15 protein-coding genes are annotated in these 15,395 nt (G+C 63.4%); 6 read left to right on the plus strand and 9 right to left on the minus strand.

The annotated features are described in order from the left end of the window. Positions 1 to 93 precede the first annotated feature (93 nt). From I6E74_RS00865 to hemE, 7 genes are read right to left on the minus strand one after another with little or no spacing between them, the layout of a single operon-like run. Positions 94 to 1,491 carry a glutamate-1-semialdehyde 2,1-aminomutase gene (locus tag I6E74_RS00865; RefSeq protein WP_197122163.1) on the minus strand — a complete coding sequence of 466 codons (1,398 nt, stop codon included), beginning with the start codon at positions 1,489 to 1,491 and terminating at the stop codon, positions 94 to 96. Continuing rightward, entirely contained in the window at positions 1,488 to 2,483 is a 996-nt protein-coding gene (hemB, locus tag I6E74_RS00870; protein WP_197122166.1) for a porphobilinogen synthase, read from the minus strand. The genes I6E74_RS00865 and hemB overlap by 4 nt, the downstream gene beginning before the upstream one ends. Beyond that, positions 2,480 to 3,394, minus strand: coding sequence for a hydroxymethylbilane synthase (hemC, locus tag I6E74_RS00875; RefSeq protein ID WP_197122167.1), 915 nt, complete (start codon positions 3,392 to 3,394; stop codon positions 2,480 to 2,482). The genes hemB and hemC overlap by 4 nt, the downstream gene beginning before the upstream one ends. Then, positions 3,391 to 4,560 carry a ferrochelatase gene (locus tag I6E74_RS00880; RefSeq protein ID WP_197122169.1) on the minus strand — a complete coding sequence of 390 codons (1,170 nt, stop codon included), beginning with the start codon at positions 4,558 to 4,560 and terminating at the stop codon, positions 3,391 to 3,393. The genes hemC and I6E74_RS00880 overlap by 4 nt, the downstream gene beginning before the upstream one ends. Then, the gene (gene hemQ, locus I6E74_RS00885; protein ID WP_197122171.1) at positions 4,557 to 5,237 is read right to left on the minus strand and encodes a hydrogen peroxide-dependent heme synthase; all 681 of its coding nucleotides are present in this window, start codon (positions 5,235 to 5,237) and stop codon (positions 4,557 to 4,559) included. The genes I6E74_RS00880 and hemQ overlap by 4 nt, the downstream gene beginning before the upstream one ends. Positions 5,238 to 5,293: 56 nt before the next feature. Further along, positions 5,294 to 6,631: an NAD(P)/FAD-dependent oxidoreductase gene (locus tag I6E74_RS00890; RefSeq protein ID WP_197122173.1), complete on the minus strand. Its 1,338-nt coding sequence runs from the start codon at positions 6,629 to 6,631 to the stop codon at positions 5,294 to 5,296. Between the two features lie 5 nt (positions 6,632 to 6,636). Next, entirely contained in the window at positions 6,637 to 7,695 is a 1,059-nt protein-coding gene (gene hemE / locus I6E74_RS00895) for a uroporphyrinogen decarboxylase (protein WP_197122175.1), read from the minus strand. Between the two features lie 16 nt (positions 7,696 to 7,711). On the opposite strand from hemE, the gene I6E74_RS00900 reads away from it, so the two are divergent. The 6 genes from I6E74_RS00900 (at position 7,712) to I6E74_RS00925 (ending at position 12,449) form a co-directional block, all read left to right on the plus strand. Continuing rightward, the gene (locus I6E74_RS00900; protein ID WP_197122177.1) at positions 7,712 to 8,947 is read left to right on the plus strand and encodes a glutamyl-tRNA reductase; all 1,236 of its coding nucleotides are present in this window, start codon (positions 7,712 to 7,714) and stop codon (positions 8,945 to 8,947) included. Between the two features lie 53 nt (positions 8,948 to 9,000). Then, entirely contained in the window at positions 9,001 to 9,633 is a 633-nt protein-coding gene (locus I6E74_RS00905) for a GNAT family N-acetyltransferase (RefSeq protein ID WP_197122179.1), read from the plus strand. A 259-nt stretch (positions 9,634 to 9,892) separates the two neighbouring features. Next, complete coding sequence (locus tag I6E74_RS00910; protein WP_197122182.1) at positions 9,893 to 10,468, plus strand: ATP/GTP-binding protein; 576 nt, start codon at positions 9,893 to 9,895, stop codon at positions 10,466 to 10,468. Continuing rightward, positions 10,468 to 10,887, plus strand: a complete 420-nt coding sequence (locus I6E74_RS00915; protein WP_197122185.1) for a roadblock/LC7 domain-containing protein — start codon at positions 10,468 to 10,470, stop codon at positions 10,885 to 10,887. The genes I6E74_RS00910 and I6E74_RS00915 overlap by 1 nt, the downstream gene beginning before the upstream one ends. A 51-nt stretch (positions 10,888 to 10,938) precedes the next feature. Beyond that, on the plus strand, positions 10,939 to 11,298 hold the full coding sequence (locus tag I6E74_RS00920) for a hypothetical protein (protein WP_197122188.1): 360 nt from the start codon (positions 10,939 to 10,941) through the stop codon (positions 11,296 to 11,298). 68 nt (positions 11,299 to 11,366) lie between these two features. Next, a complete protein-coding gene (locus I6E74_RS00925) occupies positions 11,367 to 12,449 on the plus strand; it encodes a DUF2510 domain-containing protein (RefSeq protein WP_197122191.1) in 1,083 nt (360 codons plus the stop codon). Between the two features lie 14 nt (positions 12,450 to 12,463). Here I6E74_RS00925 and I6E74_RS00930 read toward each other — a convergent pair whose 3' ends face one another. Then, a complete protein-coding gene (locus I6E74_RS00930) occupies positions 12,464 to 13,378 on the minus strand; it encodes a serine hydrolase (RefSeq protein ID WP_197122194.1) in 915 nt (304 codons plus the stop codon). Beyond that, positions 13,372 to 15,339 (minus strand): M13 family metallopeptidase, encoded by a 1,968-nt coding sequence (locus tag I6E74_RS00935; RefSeq protein WP_197122197.1) that lies wholly within the window; start codon positions 15,337 to 15,339, stop codon positions 13,372 to 13,374. The genes I6E74_RS00930 and I6E74_RS00935 overlap by 7 nt, the downstream gene beginning before the upstream one ends. Positions 15,340 to 15,395: the final 56 nt, after the last annotated feature.

Genomic DNA, 15,395 nt, shown 5'->3' on the forward strand with positions numbered 1-15,395 from the left:
GGCATAGTGCTTCCCCAAGAACTCACACAGAGTTTACAGTCGAGCCATCATCGCTTTCGAGGCCCACGGCAAGGTCGCCGCAAGCAATCCCGGCTACTGCGGGGCGGATGCCGCGGCGGCAGCCTTCGCGGCGGCGGGCAGCGCCTCGACAATCTTCGAGACCACGCCATCGTCGTGGGCTGCCGAAACGAACCACGCTTCAAACACACTCGGCGGCAGCGAGACCCCGGAGTCCAGCATCGAGTGGAAGAACGGTGCGTAGCGGTAGCCCTGCTGGGCCTTCACGTCGGCAAAGTTCATCGGCTCGGAGCCGCTAAACACGAACGAGAACAGGTTGCCCGCGTGCTGCACGACGTGCTCAACACCCTCGGCGGAGAGTGCGGCCGACGTTTCGGCCGAGAGAGTTTCGGCAACCTGGTTGAGCCGCGAATACACGGCGTCGTCAGCGAGCCGCAGCGTAGCGAGGCCCGCCGCAACGGCGACCGGGTTTCCACTCAGGGTGCCTGCTTGGTAGACCGGACCGAGCGGAGCCAGCAACTCCATGATGCGAGCCGAACCGCCTAAAGCGGCCAGCGGCATCCCGCCACCGATGACCTTGCCAAAGGTGAAGAGGTCGGGAACCCAGCGCGCCTCCGGGGCGTCGGGGTTCGCGGCCGCTGCGGCGCGAGCATCCAAGCCCCAGTAGCCGGCGGGGTCAACCCGGAAGCCGGTGAGAACTTCGTCGCTGATCGCAAGGGCACCGTGCTCGTGGGCGATGCGCACGATGGTTTCGTTGAAGCCAGGCTGCGGGGCGAGAACGCCCATGTTCGCGGCAGCGGCTTCGAAGATGACTCCGGCGATGTCGTGGCCGTGTTCAGCGAAGACCTGCTCGAGCGCGGCGACGTTGTTGTATTCGATGACGAGGGTCTGAGCGGCGGTCTCGGCGGTGACACCGGCAGAGCCTGGCATCGAGAGCGTCGCGAGGCCAGAGCCGGCTTCGGCCAGAAGCCCGTCGGAGTGACCGTGGTAGTGACCGGCAAACTTCACGAGCAGGCGACGACCGGTCGCACCGCGAGCCAAACGGATGGCCGTCATGGTCGCTTCGGTGCCGGTGGAGACGAGGCGCAACCGTTCGATCGGGCTCACTCCCCCGACGCTGATGCGGTCGCGCACGAGTTCGGCGAGCTCGGTCTCGGCGGGGGTGGACGCTCCAAAGCCGAGGCCGCGCGACGCTGCCTGCTGAACGGCGTCGATCACTTCGGGATGAGCGTGGCCGAGAATGGCGGGGCCCCACGAGTTGACAAGGTCGATGTACGACCGGCCCTCAACATCCGTCACGTACGAGCCGGAGGCCTTTACGTAGAAACGAGGTGTTCCGCCGACGGAGCCGAAGGCGCGCACGGGCGAGTTCACGCCGCCCGGCAGCACGCCGCGAGCGCGGTCGAACGACTGCTGGTTGGTGGCGGGGGCGGTGCCGCTCGTGGTGGCGCTGTTCGGGGTGCTGGTGCTCATCGGCGTAGCCATTCTGCAAGTTCTGTTGCGTAGTAGGTGAGCACCGCTTCGGCGCCGGCCCTCTGGATGCTGAGTACTGATTCTTCGATAGCGCGGCGGCGGTCGATCCAACCGTTTGCGGCGGCGGCCTCGATCATCGCGTATTCGCCGGAGACTTGGTACGCCCAGACCGGCACGCTGCTGATCGCGCTGGCGTCGGCCAGCACGTCGAGGAAGCTCATGGCGGGCTTGACCATCACCACATCGGCACCTTCGTCGATGTCGAGTTCGACTTCGCGGATGCCTTCGCGGCGGTTGGCGGGGTTCTGTTGGTACGCGCGGCGGTCGCCCTCAAGGGAGGACTGCACGGCTTCGCGGAACGGGCCGTAGAACGCGGAGGCGTATTTGGCGGCGTAACCGAGCAAGGGGGTGTCAGTGTGCCCGGCGGTGTCGAGGGCGTCGCGCACGGCGGCAACTTGGCCGTCCATCATGCCGCTGAGGCCGAGCAGTTGCGAACCGGCCTCGGCCTGAGCGACGCCCATTTCGCGGTAGCGCTCGAGCGAGGCGTCATTGTCGACGACGAGTTCGGTCACACCGGTCACGGGGTGGGTGCGTCCGCGCAGTACCCCGCAGTGACCGTGATCAGTGAATTCGTCGAGGCAGAGATCGGTTTGCACCACGAGGGCGTCACCAGCCTCGGCGACAGCCGCGCGCGTGGCGACGTTGAGGATTCCGTTGGGGTCGATCGCTCCCGAGCCCTCGGCATCCTTGTGTTCAGGCACACCGAAGAGCATCACGCCACCGACGCCGAGTTCGGCGGCTTCGGCAATCGCGCGGCGCATCGAGTCGAGCGAATGCTGCTGCACGCCCGGCATCGAACTGATCGCGGCAGGCTCGGTGAGCCCTTCGCGCACAAACATCGGCAGGATCAGCTGGTTGGGGTGGGTGCGGTTTTCGGCGACCAGACGACGCATCGCCGGGCTCGACCGCAAACGGCGGGGGCGGATGATCACGCTCGTGCCCCGGTGAGCTCCCCAGCGCCCTGTGCCAAAAGATCGTCGGCGACCCGCTGTGCTGCCTCGCGGGCCGGGTCATCCACATCGTTGACGTACAGCGCGTGCGAGCTGGTGAGGTAGCGGGAGCCATCGAGGGCGTAGACCCGCGCATCCAAGAACAGGAGGCCGTCGTCGATCACGGCGTGCGCTCCGAGGGGTGCCGAGCATCCGGCGTCGAGGAAAGCGAGAACGTAGCGTTCGGCGTCTGTCTTGGTGCGGCTGGGTTTGTGGTCGAGCACTGCCGCGAGCTTCTCTTCACCCGTGCGCGTTTCGATCGCGAGGGCGCCTTGGCCGGGAGCCGTTGGCCAGCCCGAAATGCCTAGGTACTCAGTGATGGCGGCGGCACGACCGGCGCGGGCGAGGCCGGCGGCGGCGAGAATGACGGCATCCAACTCACCGTTTGTCACCTTGTCGAGTCGCGAATCGATGTTGCCCCGAATGTCGACAACTTCAAGGTCAGGGTAGAGCGAACGCAGCTGAGCTTGGCGACGGGGCGAACCGGTGCCGACCTTGGAACCGGCGGGCAATGTCGCGAGCGTGAGCTCATCGCGAGCACACACCACGTCGCGCTCGTCGGCACGCTTGGGGATGGCCGCGATCGTGAGACCGGGCACGGGAGCGGTCGGAAGGTCCTTGAGCGAGTGCACGACAACATCGCACTCCCCCGCGAGCAGCGCTTCGCGCAGAGCGTTCGCAAACACACCCTGCCCGCCGATCGTGGAGAGCGATTCTGTTGAGCGGTCACCCTGAGTGGAGATCGGAATGATTTCCGTCTCGACGCCGGTCTTGCTTTCGAGCTGGCGTGCCACCGTGGTGGTCTGCGCCATTGCGAGTGTGCTGCCTCGCGTGCCAATTCGAATTACGGTCACGGTGCTACCCCCGCGGCTGCCGGCTTGAAGCCGAGCCGCACGTTTTCACAGCATCCAGGACGACAGACGTCGTACCAGGGGCCGATTGTTGTTAGTGCGGGGCGGTCTGCCACCGGCACTCCGTCGCGGCGCTCCAACACGAGGTCAACAAGACCCGTGACGAACGCCGGATGTACGCCGGGCGTGGGAACGCGAACGGCAACCATGTTGTGGCCTCCCGCCGTTTCCAACGCTTCGGTGTCGAGATCCCACTTCACTTCCATGTGGTCAGAAATGAATCCGACCGGAACGATGACGACCGCTTCGATACCATCGGCGGCAAGCGCATCGATTGCATCGTTGATGTCGGGCTCCAGCCACGGCATCGAGGGCGGGCCACTGCGCGACTGGTACACGAGACTGTGCGCCGGCAGCGTGGTGGCGGAAAAGTCTTCCGCCTGCGCCGCCATCACAACTTCGGAGACGGCGAGGTGCTGTGCCGCGTAGGCACCGCCCTCTCCGAAACCGCGCGACTCCGGGCCGCTCTTGGCGGCATCCGTCGACGGAATCGAGTGGGTCGTGAAGAGCACGTGCGTCTTCTCGGGCGCAATGCCCTTGGCGGCGATCTGAGCGAGACCGTCACGAACGCCGTCGATGAACGGCTGCACGAAGCCGGGGTGGTCGAAGAACTGACGCACCTTGTCGATCTGGATCGTGCCTTCGAGACCGGTCTGCTCGAGCGCAATTGCGTAGTCTTCGCGGTACTGGCGGCAGCTCGAGTACGAGCTATAGGCGCTCGTGCCCACGGCGATGAGCTTCTTAAAGCCGCGCTCGTTGGCCTCGGTGAGCGCATCGCTCAAGTAGGGGTTCCAGTTGCGGTTTCCCCACAGCACGGGCAGGTCAATGCCGCGACGAGCAAGCTCGGCTTCAAGCGCGGCCTTCAACTCGCGATTCTGGTCGTTGATCGGGCTGATGCCACCGAACGCGCGGTAGTGATGCGCGACCTCTTCGAGGCGCTCTTCGGGGATGCCTCGTCCGCGCGTGACATTCCGCAGGAACGGGATGACATCGTCTTGACCCTCAGGCCCACCAAAACTCGCGAGGAGAATGGCGTCATACGCCACGGGCTCCTCGACGTGTTCCGGGCCGGATGCGGCGGCATCCGTAGCACCGAGAACGTGGGTCATGCCAGCACCTCGGCGATCTCATCGAGAGTGATGCGACGGCCCGTGTAGAACGGCACCTCTTCGCGCACATGCAGGCGGGCATCCGTCTGGCGCAGGTGACGCATGAGGTCGACCAGGTCAACGAGTTCGGGGGCTTCGAGCGCGAGCATCCACTCGTAGTCTCCGAGGGCGAAGCTCGCAACGGTGTTCGCGAGAACCTGCGGCATCTCGGAGCCCTTCATGCCGTGGTCGCGCAACATCTTGCTGCGCTCGGCATCGGGCAGCAGGTACCACTCGTAGCTACGCACGAAGGGGTAAATGGTGAGCCAGGCTTCGGGCTCTTTGCCGCGCATGAAGGCGGGCATGTGGCTCTTCGAGAACTCCGCGTCGCGGTGCACGCCCATGGCGTTCCACGTGGGAAGCAGCGAGGCGAGCGGGTCATGGCGACGCAACTCGCGCAGTGCCCATTGGAGGTCTTCGGGGTTACTGCCGTGCAGCCAAATCATGAGGTCGGCGTCGGCGCGCATGCCCGAGACATCATAGAAACCGCGGATGGTGACCCCGCGGGCCTCGACAGCGGCAACAGCCGGCTCCAAGTTACCGGCGAGCGCCGGACGGTGCGGGTCACGACGGAGAACCGCCCACAGCGTGTAACCCAAAATTTCAGTGGACTTGTCGACGTCTGTCATGTCTTCCATTCTCTCCCGCGCCTTCTGGGCACACTGGGAAAATACCGTGAGTTAGGTGAACCTAACTAGCTTACCTCTTGAGTGGCGTCATCGGCCTCGGTGGCTGGCGCGGTGGCTGCTTCGGCGGCGGGCTTCTCGGCAGGTTCCTCGGCAGATTCCTCGGCCGCGAGCGCCAGCAAGCGATCGGCCGTGGCATTGGCGTGCGTGACGATGCCAGCCAGCCCGGTTCCGCCGACGGTTTCGCCGACAACTGCTACGCCATCCGTGCGCTCAGCGGCGGCAAGCGCGGCCGGGCGAACCCATTCGCGACGAGCACAATCAATGACCGACTCCGGTGGCAACGAGACCCCGAGCAGCACTTCAGCATCGTGACGGGCAACGTCAGCGAAGTCTCCGGCGGGCACCTCGTTGTACGAGAGGCGCACGACGTGGTGGCCGTTCGCTTGCTCTTTCAACCACTGCCACTTGGCGGTCGCATGGGTGAGGGCGCGAGCGGAGACTGCGGTGCAGCCGGGGGCGACGAGCACTCCCGAACCGCGGGGTTCGGCATCCAACGCGGGCGCATCAAGCACAAGAGTCGCGAGCGTGACGGTGCGGCCACGAACGGGGGCGAGGATGCCGGGAGCCGCCACAATGACGGTGCCGTCGAGTTCCGCAAGCTCGCCGGCACTCTCAATGCGCCGGTCGAGCTCGACAACAACCCCGTAGGTCTTCAGGTCGGCGGCCAACTCAGTCACAAGTCGATTGATCCCGCCCCGGATGCCCTGAACCGCTGTTCCAGCCGGCATCGCGCCGCGCATCGAACGCACCGCTGCCGCCAACGACCCGTGGAGGGCGAGGCGTTCCTTGAGCGTTGCAACGCGGTCGAGCGGAAGATCGTCGGGGTGCAGCGAGTACACGCCGTGCACGACGGGGGCGACCAGTTTCTCTACAACGGCCTTGCCCATGCGGCGACGAACGAGAGCACCGAGCGACACATCGGTGCGCTTTCCAAACCACGGGATAAGTGAGTCGAGTTGGGCGCGCAGAGCGCCGCCCATACCCAGAACCGCAATCGTCTGAGCGTCGAGCGGTGTCGCCGGAATGCCCAAAATGCCGGTGCTGGGCAACGGGAGGGCCGCGCCATCCACGGGCTGCAGCCAGGCACCTTCGTCGCTCGGCGAAACGATGTCGTCGCCAAGGCCCAGCTCGCGAGCAAGGTCGGCAACAGTATTGCCGCGGGTGGCGAAGCTTTCGGCTCCGGCATCCAAATTGATGCCGCCGACAAGGTGGGATGCCACCGTGCCGCCGAGATGATCGCTCGCCTCGATGAGGCGCACGGTTCGGCCCGCCATTGCGAGCCTGCGCGCAGCGACGAGCCCTGCGATGCCGCCGCCGACGACGGTGAATTCTGTCGTGCTCACGCTCACTAACCTTCCTCGTGAACGAGCTCCACAATTTTGGTGAGCACATCCGGGTCAGTGTCGGGGCCGACGCCGTGGCCGAGGTTGACCACGTGGGCGGGAGCAACGCGGCCGCGGTTCATGACGTCGCGCACGTGCGCTTCGAGCACATGCCACGGAGCACCGAGCAGGGCGGGGTCGATGTTGCCCTGCAGCGGCACTCCGCCACCGAGGCGACGGTCGGCCTCATCGAGCGGGATGCGCCAGTCAACACCCATCACGTCGGCGCCAATGCCGTGCATGGCCTGCAAAACTTCGCCGCTGCCGACGCCGAAGTGAACCTTCGGAACGTCGTAGCCGCGCAAGTGCGAAAGAACGCGCTTGGAGTGCGGGGCCACCCGGCGCACGTACTGCTGTTCCGAGAGCGAACCGACCCAGGAGTCGAAGAGTTGCACGGCAGAGGCGCCTGCCTCGACCTGAGCGATCAAGAACTCGCCAGCAACATCGGCGCACCAGTTGAGCAAGTTTGCCCAGGTCTGCGGGTCGGAATACATGAGTGTGCGGGCACGCTGCTGGTCTTTGCTCGGGCCACCCTCGACCATGTACGACGCGAGAGTGAATGGTGCTCCAGCGAAACCAATGAGCGGCGTCGTGCCCAACTGAGCAACGGTTTGCGCGACAGCCTCGCGGATGGGCGCAAACGCCGCAGGGTCGATGGGGTGCAGCTTGGCGACATCCGCCGCCGTACGAATGGGGTTGGCAAAGACAGGGCCACGGCCGGGAACGATCTCGACCTCAACGCCAGCCAGCTTGGCCGGGATAACAATGTCGCTGAAGAAGATGGCGGCGTCGACATTGTGGCGACGCACCGGCTGCATCGTGATCTCGCTCGCGAGGTCGGGCGTCAGGCACGCCTCGAGCATTTCGTTGCCTTCACGCAGCTTGCGGTACTCGGGAAGAGAGCGGCCGGCTTGGCGCATAAACCAGACGGGAGTGGTTTCGGGGCGATCGCCGCGATAGGCCCGGATGATAGGCGAGTTAGCTGTGCGGCCGTCGAGAAGTGGGTGGTCAGAATTCAAAGTCACGGGTTAACATTAGGTCGTGCTCCTGTGTCTTAGCTCGAATCATCGCAACGCGAGCTTAGACGTACTCGAAAGTCTGTCTGAGGTCGCCCCGGCGGCCACCGTCGACCTTGTTACGCACAATGATTTCGTGGCCGGAGCCGTTCTGGTTGCCACCTGCAATCGCTTCGAGGCCTACCTCGATGTCGAGGAACCTCTCACCGCCGCCACAGCCATCACGGTCTGCTCGCTGCTCGAATCACTGAGCGAACGCACCGGCCTCAGCGTCGACACTCTCCATGCCTCCATCGCCGTTCATGAGGGGGCGGATGCCGCAGCTCACCTCTTCGCGGTGACCTCGGGTCTTGAGTCCGTCGTGATCGGTGAAGCCGAAATCTCGGGCCAAGTCAGCCGTGCGCTCGACCAAGCGCGCAAAAACGGCACCACTACCCGCGACCTCGAGCGCCTCTTTCAGCGCGCCACTCACACGAGCCGCGGCATCAAGAACAACACGGCCATCGGCGGAGCGGGCAAGTCCCTCGTGCGCCTCGCTCTCGAACTCGCCTCGAGCCGCGTCGCCGACTGGTCGACCGCACGTGTTCTCGTCGTCGGCACCGGCCGCTACGCCGTCACGACCGTCAACGCTCTGCGCGACAAGGGCGCACTCGACCTGCGCGTCTTCTCGCCCTCGGGCCGCGACGCCGCCTTCGCCCTCAAGCACAGCCTCACCCCCAGCGAGGACTTCGACGTTGACGTCATTGTCACGTGTACCGCCAGCGCCGTGCTCGGCACCGAACGCTTCTCAGCCGCCAGCAAGTGCCTCGTGCTCGACCTCGGGCTCCCCCGCAACGTTGACCCCGCCGTTGGCCAACTCAACGGTGTTGACCTGCTCGACCTCGAAACCATCAGCCTGCACGCCCCGCTCGAAGAACTGAACGCGCACGCGGATGCTCGCGACCTGGTTCGCACGGCCGCCCACGAATTCGCTGCCGAAAGCCAGGCGGAGCCCGCCATCGTTGCTCTTCGCACGCACCACTTCGCCCTCCTTGAGGCGGAAATAGCTCGCGCCACTGCCCGCGGAGCCGGCGACGAAACGATTTCTGCCCTGCGCCACCTCGGCGGCGTGCTGTTGCACGGCCCTTCGGTGCGCGCCCGCGAGTTCGCGGCTGATGGCCGCGTCGCAGAGTTTGATGCTGCCCTCTCGGCGCTCTACAACATCCCGGTCGAGCGCACGGCACGGGCAAGCGACGCTCAGGCGCGACCGCACACGGCTTAGCGTCGGGCCGCGATGCTGGCCTTCGGCACCACCCACAATGATGAGGGGCTCGCATGAAACCGTATGAGTCAACAGGTCCCCTGTACACCGAGCGCCTCGTGCTGCGCCGCCTCACGCATAGCGAGCACGATATCGATGACCTGCACGCGCAGCAATCAGACCCCGAGCTGACTACCTACATGCTCTACGAGCCCCGCGACCGCGCCACGATAATCGAGAAGATCACCGAGTGGACAGTGAGCGAAGTGCTCGCGGAGACTGACGATTACGTGCAGCTGGCCATTGAGCTGCCGGATGCTGTTCCTCCTCTTGCGGTGGGTGCGGAGCCCACAGCTCACCACCGCGAGCGCCGCTCCGTGATGATCGGAACCCTGTATTTCAAGATTGAGAGTGCTGAGGATTCGAATGCCGAGATCGGGTGGGCTCTGCATCCCGACTTCCAGGGCAAGGGCTATGCCCGGGAGGCAGCATCCGCTCTGCTCGATCTCGCTTTCGACACCCTGAAGCTGCACCGAGTTTTCGCCAATTTGGATCCCCGAAACGACGATTCCGTTCGCTTGTGTCTCGCGCTTGGCATGCGGCATGAAGCCCATCACGTGGAAGATATGTGGTTTAAGGGCGCGTGGGCCGACACCGGTATTTACGCGATTCTCGACCGCGAATGGGCAGTCCACCCGCTCGCCTAGGGTTCTCGCACCACCGCTTTAGTCTGCGAATTCCCCTGTTTTCCGGGAAAAACATCCACCCAGACTAGGGGACAGACAGAACGTTCTGGTGCAGTTTTCTGCGGGTCCCGTTCTCGCGACCCCCGAGTGGGGACTCGTGAAGATTTTGGGCAGCACCGATTCTATTAACGCCACAAACGATGACCAATCGTTTCGCGGACTTTTCACGCCCATCTGATGGGGCGTTCGCTCCGAACCACTAACCAACCGAAAGAGATCTATGTCTGAGCACGTCGTTTTGTTTGCTGGCCCCATGGGCTCCGGCAAGACGACCGCTATTCGCAGTCTGAGCGAAATCGCTGTGGTGTCGACCGAGGCTACCAACACCGATCGCGAGACAGCGGATAAAGAGACCACTACGGTGGCGCTTGACTACGGCGAGATCACCATCGACGATGTCACGAAGGTTCGCCTCTACGGAGTACCGGGGCAAAAGCGCTTCGATTTCATGTGGTCGATTTTGGCCGGCCGCGCACGTGGTCTACTTCTTCTCATCAATAACGATGCGCCTGACTCTGTCGCGCTGCTTCTCGAATACCTCAACGACTTCCGTGAACTCCACGCCCGCGGCGCGGTTGTCATCGGTGTCACCAAGTCTGATGTTTCCGAAACACCCAGCGTTGCCGACTACTCGGCCGCGCTCACCGCTGCGTCTCCCGACCAATTGATTCCCGTATTCACCGTCGACCCTCGCAATGCCGAAGAGATGCGCACCCTGCTGCTCACCCTCGTCGCCAGCGTCGAAATGCGTGAACTCCTTGCACCTGCCCCGACACCGATCTCCGAGAACATCTAATGAACCTCACCCCTGCACCCGTCGCCGCTATTGCGTCGCACCTGAACCCCGTCCACATCGAAGCCGGCAACCGCACCCTCGCCGAAATGCAAGATCTCGCGAGCTCACTCACCTTTGCCTCGCTGCTCACCGATGACGGCTTCGAGATCGTTCACCTCAATGGAACCCACGCGGATGGCGGACGCTTCGCCAGCATGTCCAGCTCAGTGCAAGCACTCAGCGATGCTGTCGCCCACGAACTGAAAATCGGCACCAACGAGTACGTGATCATCGCATCCGAACTCGGCCACGTCATCCAGCTGCGCGTTCAAGGGCACCCCATCGTGCTCGCCGCGCTGTTCGATACTCATGAAACTTTGGGCAAAGGCCTCTCGATCGCACGCATTGCCGCGCGACGCATGGCCGAGCTCATTGCTTAACCAGCATCACATCGAAGTATTACCAACCCGACACCTCAAACGGAGAACATAATGTCAAACATCACTGAAACCCTCGCAACCCTTCTCGAGACCGATGGCGCCATGGCCGCCGCTGTTGTCGACAGTGGCTCGGGCATGCTGCTCGGAAGCGCTGGAAGCGGCATCGACCTCGACGCAGCAGCAGCCGGTAACACCGAGGTAGTGCGCGCGAAGCTCAAGACCATGAAGGCTCTCGGCCTCAAGGACTCCATCGATGACATCCTCATCACGCTCTCAAGCCAGTACCACATCATCCGCCCGCTGTCATCGAACCCCGAGGTCTTCATCTACTTCGTGCTCGACAAGGCGAAGTCGAACCTCGCGCTTGCACGTATCAACGTCAAGACTGCCGACTCCAGCCTCGGCCTCTAAAAATCCTCTCGCTGTGGCGGCCATCCGATGACCGCCACAGCAGGCTTCACCGCTCAGAAAGAAACATCATGACCGACGGCACCAGTATCCCCGCAGGGTGGTACCGCGACCCGCTTGGCTCTCTGCAACTTCGCTGGTGGGATGCCACCGCCTGGACCGAGCACGTCTCAGCCCTCGACAGCGAGCCAACACCTCTCAACGTCACGGTCGATGAAGAACAGTTCAACGTCAGCGCTCCTGCCACTGCCGGGGACCCTGACGTGCTCGTCATTCACCCGGCCCCGCGCAAGAGCGCCCGCGATCATGCGAACGCTAGCGCCTCCATGGACTCGGCGATGCCCGCCATGGCCGGCACCACCACAACTACGGCCACCGCTCCTGTCCCGTTCTCAGCCGCTTCAACGACGGAAGCGAATGCTGCGGGACCCCAGCGCGCCACAGCACAGATCCTCAACGTCACCCCGATCGACGACAAAAACACTCCAGCGGATGCCGCCTCCGGTACGCCCGCGGCCGGCAAGCGCCGCACGGGACCCGCTACCAGTGTTGATATCGTTCTGCCCGCAGCCACCTGGAATGCGCTCAACCGTGCCATCACCGAAGCCGTTCACTCTGCCGCGGAACCGCTCGTCGAGCTCCGCTTCGCCGATGCTCCCACCCTGGTCATTGATCCCCGCGGTGGCGTTTACTGGTGGGCTCAACCTCTTGAGAAGCTCTCTGAAACGACCACCGACGGCGACGTCGAGACCGTTGCTCGCCCGCTCGCGATTCACCACGATGAAGCTGGCCGCGACTGGGAGCCTCTGATTTGGCTCATCGGCACTCAGGCTCAGCCCGAGTCGTTCGACCCACTGAGCCTTTCTGGAGCTCGCTTTAAGCTGCGTCGCTGGCCAAACCTCACCACCCTGACGCACACCACTGACCAGATGAGCATGACGGCAATGCTCGGCGCCGCCTACCTCACGATCACCGAGCTCGCGTCACTCGCACACGTTCCCGAAGACGAAGCGCGCCGACTAGTCTCCACCTTTGAACTGATGGGTTTGTTGACTCACACCGTCGATACGACCGCCGATGTGATCCGGATGCCTGAGCCTGAAGCCTCGAAAGAGGGAATCTTCTCCCGGCTGAAAGCACGCTTCAGTCGCTAGTCACGGGGTGCTGCTTAGTGCACGTACTCCAGCAGGTCGAGCCCAAAGGTGCGCATCGCTTCAATCACGCGCAGGCGTGAACGAAGGTTGGCGTCATCGAATTGGATGGATGCCGCATACGCGACTGCGCGCTTGTTGCCTCTGAGGGCGCCCGCTTCCGCTCGCACCCCCTGATCGATTCCGGTCTTGTTGACCAGGAGTGTGTTGTGGTCTGCTCCCCGGTGAGCCAGGGGATCAAGCCCGAACGCACTCGCGACGAGCGACAGATCGGTGTTGAGCGAGAGCCAACCGAGCACGCGCTGGCTGGCGATCGAGTTCACAATTTCGCCACGGGCAAGAGCACCGAATAGCCAGCTGAGTTCGATGGCGGAGCCGACGGAGAGCTGGGGTGCATCGTCGGGACCGCGAGTGTCGCGCACGAGATCGAGGAGTGCTGTCTTGGTAAGACCGAGGGATTCGGTGCGAGCTCGCACAGCATCCAACCCGATCAGTCGAAGCAGGATGTTGGTCGCCAGGTTGTCGCTGGTGGCACCGACGAGCGCGGCCAGGTCAGCTACCGGAAGCGATGGTGCTTGCAAGTGCTGCCAGAGTCCGGCGGCTCCAACGGATGCACCGGGAACTTTGTCGAGGATGCCGTAGGGCGCAAAGTCTCGGCTATCGAATCGCGCCGCTACTTCGATAAGCAGCAGAATTTTGCCGATGCTGGCGGTGGGGAGCTCTACCCGATCGTCGATGCTGAGGATCGTCTTGCCCGTGTTGATATCAACAGCGCTGGCGGACACTCGCACGCTGCGGTCGGAAAGCTTCAGTTTTCCAAGCGCGGCAAAGGTACTGGTGAAGTTGGGTTCTTCTCCAGTTCCGGCATGCTTCGCAACTCGGGGGGTGCGAATGCGATTCCGGCGTTCTCGGGTTTGCTCGATCTCTACCAAATAGTGACGCGATCTTTCGGGTCCAGCCACAACGAATCGGATTTCGTAACACTAAATGTCTCATAGAACGCATCGAGATTGCGAACAATTTGGTTGCAGCGGAACTCATTCGGCGAATGAGGGTCGATTGCAAGCAAGCGAATTACTTCTTCATCGCGACCCTTTTGTTGCCACGCCTGAGCCCACGACATGAAGAATCGCTGGGCTCCAGTGAGGCCATCGATCACGGGAGCTTCGGCGCCGCCGAGAGAGATTTGGTAGGCCTTCCACGCGATCGCGAGCCCGCCAAGGTCACCGATGTTCTCACCGATCGTGAGCGAACCGTTGACGTGGTGCTCGGGAACCTGGGCGGGAGCCAAAGCATCGTACTGGTCGATGAGCGACTTTGTGCGCTCTTCGAAGGCAGCCTTATCTTCTGGCGTCCACCAGTCGACGAGGCGACCATCGCCGTCGTACTTGGCACCTTGGTCGTCGAAGCCGTGGCCGATCTCGTGACCAATGACCGCACCGATCGCGGCGTAGTTGGCGGCGTCATCCCGACCCTCATCAAAGAAGGGGTACTGCAGAATGGCGGCCGGGAACACGATCTCGTTGAAGCCGGGGTTGTAATACGCGTTGATGGTTTGCGGCGTCATGAACCATTCATCGCGGTCGAGCTCTTTGCCGATCTTGCCGAGCTCGCGCTGGAACTCGAACTCGTTCGCGGCCCGCACGTTGCCGGCGAGGTCATCCGCGCTGATCTCCAGAGTGGAGTAATCGCGCCACTTGTCGGGGAATCCGATCTTGGGAGTGAACTTGTCGAGCTTGTCGAGCGCGCGCTCCCGCGTAGTCGGGCTCATCCATTCCAGCTGAGTGATCGACTGGCGGTACGCCTCGACGAGGTTAGCGACGAGCACATCCATCGCCGCTTTGGCCGTGGGCGGAAAGTGGCGCTCCACGTAGATCTTGCCGACAGCTTCGCCGAGCACGCCTTCAACGAGCGAGACACCGCGCTTCCAGCGGGCACGAAGTTCGGGGGTGCCCGACAGGGTGCGGCCATAAAAGTCGAAGTTGGCTTCCACAAAATCGCCCGACAGATACGCAGCGTTGTTGCGGATGACCTGCCACGACAGCCAGTCGCGCCACGCCTGCAGGTGGTCGTCGCTCAGCACCGCCTCAAGCCCTTCGGCGAAGCTGGGCTGGCGCACGACGACTTCGTCGAAGGAGTGGGCGGGAACATCGATGGCGTCGAGCCACACGTTCAAGTCGATGGCGCCCGTGAGGTCGTTGGCGGCCTGCCACGTCATCGGGTTGTAGGTCTTTTCGCTGTCGCGATTGGCGACGTTATCCCAGTGCTGTGACGCGATCTCGGTTTCGAGGGCGACGATGCGGGCGGCGCGCTCAGCCGGAGCATCGAGACCGGCGAGCGTCAGCATCCGCTCAATGAAAGTTGTGTACTTCGCCAAGACCTCGGCGAACTTCTCTTCGCGGTAGTACGACTCGTCGGGAAGGCCGAGACCACCTTGCTCGAGAAAGACAAGGTAGCGCTCGGGGTTGCCGGGGTCATTGTCGACGAAGAGCTGGAAGAACCCGCTCGTGCCCCCGCGTTCAAGGCGGCCGAGCGTGCTGAGCAAAGTGGGGATGGAGTCAACCGCAGCAGCATCAGCAAGCTGGGCCGCGATGGGCGTAGCCCCGAGTTCGTCGGCACGAGCCTCGTCGAGGAAGCTCGCGTAGAGGTCGCCAACCTTGCGCTGTTCGGTGCCGGGCTCTGCCGACTGCGACTCGATGATGATGTCGCGCACAGCCTCTTCGGCTTCTTCGGCCAACACCATGAAGGAGCCATACCGCGCCTTGTCAGACGGAATCTCGGTGCGGTCGATCCAGGCGCCATTCACATGGCGAAAGAGATCGTCTTGAGGGCGCACCTGAGGATCAAGATCGTTGACGGCAATTCCGGAAGGCAATGATGATTCGGCACTCATGCACCCCAGCCTAGAGCGTTCTTTACAAGGATTAGCTGCGAATCGAAGACCAGTGG

This window comes from Salinibacterium sp. SWN139 (assembly GCF_015864625.1).
Classification (GTDB): domain Bacteria; phylum Actinomycetota; class Actinomycetes; order Actinomycetales; family Microbacteriaceae; genus Rhodoglobus.

What these genes read in the sequence shown, in the direction of transcription:
- I6E74_RS00865 (WP_197122163.1), bottom strand. Translation starts at nt 1,491, where the DNA reads ATGAGCACCAGCACCCCGAACAGCGCCACCACGAGCGGCACCGCCCCC.
- I6E74_RS00880 (WP_197122169.1), bottom strand. Translation starts at nt 4,560, where the DNA reads ATGACCCACGTTCTCGGTGCTACGGATGCCGCCGCATCCGGCCCGGAA.
- hemQ (WP_197122171.1), bottom strand. Translation starts at nt 5,237, where the DNA reads ATGGAAGACATGACAGACGTCGACAAGTCCACTGAAATTTTGGGTTAC.
- I6E74_RS00905 (WP_197122179.1), top strand. Translation starts at nt 9,001, where the DNA reads ATGAAACCGTATGAGTCAACAGGTCCCCTGTACACCGAGCGCCTCGTG.
- I6E74_RS00910 (WP_197122182.1), top strand. Translation starts at nt 9,893, where the DNA reads ATGTCTGAGCACGTCGTTTTGTTTGCTGGCCCCATGGGCTCCGGCAAG.
- I6E74_RS00915 (WP_197122185.1), top strand. Translation starts at nt 10,468, where the DNA reads ATGAACCTCACCCCTGCACCCGTCGCCGCTATTGCGTCGCACCTGAAC.
- I6E74_RS00920 (WP_197122188.1), top strand. Translation starts at nt 10,939, where the DNA reads ATGTCAAACATCACTGAAACCCTCGCAACCCTTCTCGAGACCGATGGC.
- I6E74_RS00925 (WP_197122191.1), top strand. Translation starts at nt 11,367, where the DNA reads ATGACCGACGGCACCAGTATCCCCGCAGGGTGGTACCGCGACCCGCTT.
- I6E74_RS00935 (WP_197122197.1), bottom strand. Translation starts at nt 15,339, where the DNA reads ATGAGTGCCGAATCATCATTGCCTTCCGGAATTGCCGTCAACGATCTT.